Source organism: Methylomonas rosea (assembly GCF_024505055.1).
In the GTDB taxonomy this organism is placed as follows: Bacteria; Pseudomonadota; Gammaproteobacteria; order Methylococcales; family Methylomonadaceae; genus Methylomonas; species Methylomonas rosea.
The window spans coordinates 1-4,761 of the sequence record NZ_JANIBL010000114.1 but is presented as its reverse complement, the minus strand read 5'-3'; the positions used below and the strand labels follow the sequence as shown (position 1 = coordinate 4,761).

The 4,761-nt window shown below is 59.4% G+C and carries 3 protein-coding genes; all 3 read left to right on the top strand.

Annotated elements, in window-relative coordinates; all coding sequences use genetic code 11:
• Positions 1-588, top strand: a 588-nt coding sequence (locus NP589_RS21145) for an efflux RND transporter periplasmic adaptor subunit (protein ID WP_256608745.1), incomplete at its 5' end; no start/stop codon positions are given.
• Positions 585-3,677 carry an efflux RND transporter permease subunit gene (locus tag NP589_RS21140; RefSeq protein WP_256608744.1) on the top strand — a complete coding sequence of 1,031 codons (3,093 nt, stop codon included), beginning with the start codon at positions 585-587 and terminating at the stop codon, positions 3,675-3,677. The genes NP589_RS21145 and NP589_RS21140, both read left to right, overlap by 4 nt.
• 103 nt (positions 3,678-3,780) lie before the next feature.
• Positions 3,781-4,761 (top strand): TolC family protein (locus tag NP589_RS21135; RefSeq protein WP_256608743.1); only part of this gene is annotated, 981 nt, incomplete at its 3' end.

Here is a 4,761-nt window from a genome sequence, read left to right as displayed (position 1 = left end):
GATGGCGTGGTCACGGCGCTGGCTGTCGAGGCCGGGCAAGTGCTGGCCGCCGGTCAGGCCGCCGTGACGTTGGCCCAGCTCGACGAAAAGGAGGTTCATTTCGACGTTCCCGAACATCGCTTGCCGGAAATCCAGCGCCAACAAGAAGTTAGCGTGTCATTGTGGAGCGACGACAATCGATTGCTCAAGGCCAAAATTCGCGAGATCGCCTCGGCCGCCGATCCGGCCAGCCGGACCTATCGCATCAAGGCCACCTTGCTGGAAGGCCTGGACGCCGCACAATTGGGCATGACGGCGACCGTTCATATCGCGGCGAACACCGCTTCCGGCATCGCCATTCCGCTGTCCGCCGTCTATACCCCGCAAAACCAGCCCGATCATCCATTAGTTTGGCTGATCGACGAGCAGGCCGCCACCGTCAAATCCGTGCCGGTACGGCTGGGCGAAACGCTGGACGGCGAACGCATTGCCGCCGAAGGTCTCGCCGCCGGCCAATTGCTGGTCAGCGCCGGCGTCCAGCGTCTGGCCGAGGGCCAGTCTGTCCGCTTACCGGCAGAAAATGCACCGGCTAAAGAGGGACAACCATGAAAGAGTTCAACCTCAGCGAATGGGTGCTTAAACATCGCTCCTTCACCGGTTTTATGCTCGCATTGGTGGTGCTCGGCGGTCTATTCGCTTACTACCGGCTGGGCCAGCAGGAAGATCCGCCTTTCACGTTCAGGGTAATGGTCGTCAAGACTCTCTATCCCGGCGCCACCGCGCTGGAAGTGGAACAGCAGTTGACCGACAGGCTGGAAAAGAAAATCCAGGAGCTGCCTAACCTGGATTATCTGCGCAGTTATTCGAAGCCCGGCGAATCGGTGATTTTCGTCACGCCGCGCGAAGATACGCCGCCCAAGGACATCCCCGAGCTTTGGTATCAGGTGCGCAAAAAGGTCGACGACATCCGCATGACGCTGCCGCCCGGCAGTATCGGGCCGTTTTTCAACGACGAGTTCGGCGATACCTATAGCCTGATTTACGCTTTTTCCGGCGAGGGCTTTAGTTATGCCGATCTGAAACAGGCGGCCGATTCGGTCCGCCAACAGCTTTTGCGGGTCAAGGATGTCGAGAAAGTCGATCTGATAGGCGTGCAGGACGAAAAGATTTTCGTCGAATTTTCCGATAAGAAGCTGGCCGAATTGGGTCTGGATGCGGCGGCGGTTGCTCAAGCCCTGCAGGCGCAGAATGGCATGGCACCGGCCGGCACGGTGTTTTCCGGGCAGCGCAACCTGCCGATACGCCTGACCGGATCGCTCGATTCGGTGGACAGCGTCGTCAATCTGGCGGTACGCATAGCCAATCACACCTTCAAGGTCGGCGACTTTGCCAAGGTGACGCGCGGCTATGTCGATCCGGCCGAATTCAAGATGCGTTTCAACGGCAAACCGGCCCTCGGCCTCGGCGTGACGATGAACAAGAAAGGCAATGTAATCGACCTGGAACAAGCCTTGGATGACACGCTGGCCGACATCGCAACCGAGTTGCCGTTAGGCATGGACGTGGAGACGGTAGCCAATCAAGGCCATGTGGTTAAAAACCAGATGGCGGAATTCGGCCGTACGTTCTTCGAAGCTTTGGCGACCGTGTTGGTGGTGAGTTTCTTGAGCCTGGGTTGGCGCACCGGTTCCGTGGTGGCGCTGACCGTGCCGCTGGTGCTGGCCGCCACCTTGCTGGTCATGCTGCTGTGCGGCATCGATTTGCAACGTATTTCGTTAGGCGCATTGATTCTGGCGCTGGGCCTGTTGGTGGACGATGCGATGATTGCCGTCGAGATGATGGCCCGCAAGCTGGAAGAAGGCTGGGATCGTATCCGTGCCGCGACCTATGCGTATACTGCCACCGCCTTTCCGATGCTGACCGGTACCTTGATCACCATTGCCGGTTTCCTGCCGGTGAGTTTAGCTAAGTCGCAAGCCGGCGAATACACGGTGTCGATTTTCCAGGTGGTGGGTATCTCGATGCTGCTGTCGTGGATAGGCGCTGTGGTGTTTACCCCATATTTGGGATTTCTGATCCTCAAGACACACAGCAACGCCGATGGCCCTGTCCACGACTTGTTCGACACACCGTTCTACAACCGATTACGGCGTTGGGTGAACGCCTGCGTGGCGCACCGCAAAAAAGTCATTATCGCGACGCTGGCTTTGTTCGGCATCGGTATCGTGACGTTAACCCATGTTCCGGAACAATTTTTCCCCTTATCGAATCGACCGGAAGTCATTGTCGATTTGTGGTTGCCGGAAGGTAGCTCCTTCGAACAAACCGAAGCCGCCGCCCAACGCATGGAAGCGTTATTAGCCAAAGACGAGGACGTGGAACATGTCGCCAGCTATATCGGTAGCGGCACACCGAGGTTTTTCCTACTGATCGTGCAACAACTGGCGAATACCAATCTGGCCGAATTGGTGGTGATGACCAAGGACAATGCTGCGCGGGAACGGGTGATGCAGCGCGTCCGGCAGATTTTCGCCACCGATTTCGCCCATGTGCGGGGCAGGGTGATGCGCCTCAACGTCGGGCCGCCGATGGATTATCCGGTGGTGTTCAGGGTGCTGGGCGAAAATCCCAACCTCGTCCGCGGCATCGCCGACCGGGTGGCCGAGGCGGTGCGGGCCAACCCCAGTACCGTGGATGTCAACGACGACTGGCATGAGCGCATGCCTTCGTTCCGGCTGGTTCTGGACCAGGACAAGGCCCGCGCCCTCGGCGTTTCCACCGTCAGCTTGTCGCAAGCCTTGCAGGCCCATTACGCCGGCATCCCGGTCGGGCAGTTGCGCGAGCAGGATAAATTGATAGCCATCGTCTGGCGGGCCAGCCCAGAACTGCGCAGCGCCGCCGACGAATTGCCGGACGTTGCGGTGCGCACGGCTAATGGCAAGTCGGTGGCGCTGTCGCAGTTCGTCAAGTTCGAGACTGTGTTCGAGGACGGCGTGCGTTGGCGGCGCAACCGCTTCCCGGCCATTTCGATACGCGCCGACGTGGTCGACGGAATGTTGGCACCCGATGTCTCGGCGCAAATCATCCCGACGCTTAAATCGATTCAGGACAGCCTGCCCGCCGGCTATTTCATCGAGACCGGTGCCGCCAAGGAAGATGCCTGGACCGCGCAAAAATCCATCCTGATCTGGATTCCGCTGGTGCTGATCGTCACGCTGATCCTGTTGATGATGCAGTTGCAGAATTTGTCCAGGACGTTCATGGTGTTCAGCACCGCGCCGCTGGGCGTGATCGGCGCTGCTTTCGCCTTGCTGCTGTTCCGGGCGCCGTTCGGGTTCATGGCGCTGCTCGGCATCCTGGCGCTGGCCGGCATGATCATGCGCAACTCGGTGATTCTGGTGGATCAGATCGATCAGGATGAAAAATCGGGACTCGACACCTGGTCGGCCATCGTCGAATCGACGGTGCGGCGCTTCCGGCCGATCATGCTGACCGCGGCGGCGGCCATCCTGGCGATGATACCGTTGTCGCGCAACGACTTCTTCGGCCCGCAGGCTATCGCCATCATGGGCGGTTTGACGGTAGCGACCGCGTTGACGGTGTTCTTTCTGCCGGCGCTGTATGCGGCTTGGTTTAGGGTGGAGCGTACCGACGCAAAAACTTCCTCTCCCTCCGGGAGGGTTGGGGTGAGGGGATGAAGCTTTGTTTTATATACCCTCATCCTAACCTTCTCCCAAGGGGAGAAGGAATAACCCCCGCCATCCTCGCGGGTACCGCGCGATGCGACCACGGAGTTTTGCAATGAATAATAGAGTTTTAACACCGCTAACCATTCTGTCTTTGGCTAGCCTAATCGCCTGTACGCCGACCCGCGTCGGCGACCATGTGGTGCTCAATAGCCCGACTCAATGGCAGCACGCGCCCGATACTGCAAGCGGCGAAACGGCGGACCTGAAGACTTGGTGGCTAGGGTTCAACGATCCCTTGTTGAATGACTTGATAGACAAAGCCTTGGCCGCCAACCACGATCTGAAGATCGCCACCGCTCGCGTCCGCGAAGCGAACGCGATGGTCACCGTTGCCGAAGCGGCGTTGTATCCCAGCCTGGATTTCTCACTCTCGGGCGGTCGAGAAAAACGCATCGACCGTATCGTCGGCGTGCCGAGCGGACAAGGCATTAAATTGATTACGCCTACCGCCGATGCTGTCAGCGGTGGCTTGGCGGCGCGCTGGGAAATCGACTTATTCGGCGGCCGGCAGTTGGCGGCAGAAGCCGCGACCGCGCAGGCCGAAGGCAGCCAGGAAGGCTTGCATGCGGCGCAAGTCGGTTTGCTGGCTCAGGTGGCGACGAATTATTTGGAATTGCGCGGTGTGCAGCAACGCACCGGCATTCTGCAAAAAAATATCGAGTTGCAGCGCGAACGGTTGAGGACTTTGCAGGTGTTTCTTAAAGCCGGACTGGCTAACGAGGCGGATATGGCCCGCCAGCAAACGCTGTTGCTAGGCACCGAAGCGACGCTGCCGGTATTGGCCAACGCCGAGCAAAACCTGATCCATCGTTTGGGCGTGTTATTGGGTGAGCCGCCGGAAAGCCTGGAACAGCGGCTCGCCCTCGTCGGCCCATTGCCTGTCGTCGCACCAAGCATACCCGGCTTGGTGCCGTCCGATTTACTCGCGCAGCGTCCCGATTTGCGTCTGGCGCAAACCGAAGTCAGCGCGGCGGCGGCTAGCCTGGGTTCGGCGCGGGCCGATCTTTATCCCAAGCTGGTGTTGTCGGCCAGC

Bases quoted from the DNA above. Each gene is read 5' to 3' on its own strand.
- NP589_RS21140 (WP_256608744.1), top strand. From the start codon at position 585: ATGAAAGAGTTCAACCTCAGCGAATGGGTGCTTAAACATCGCTCCTTC.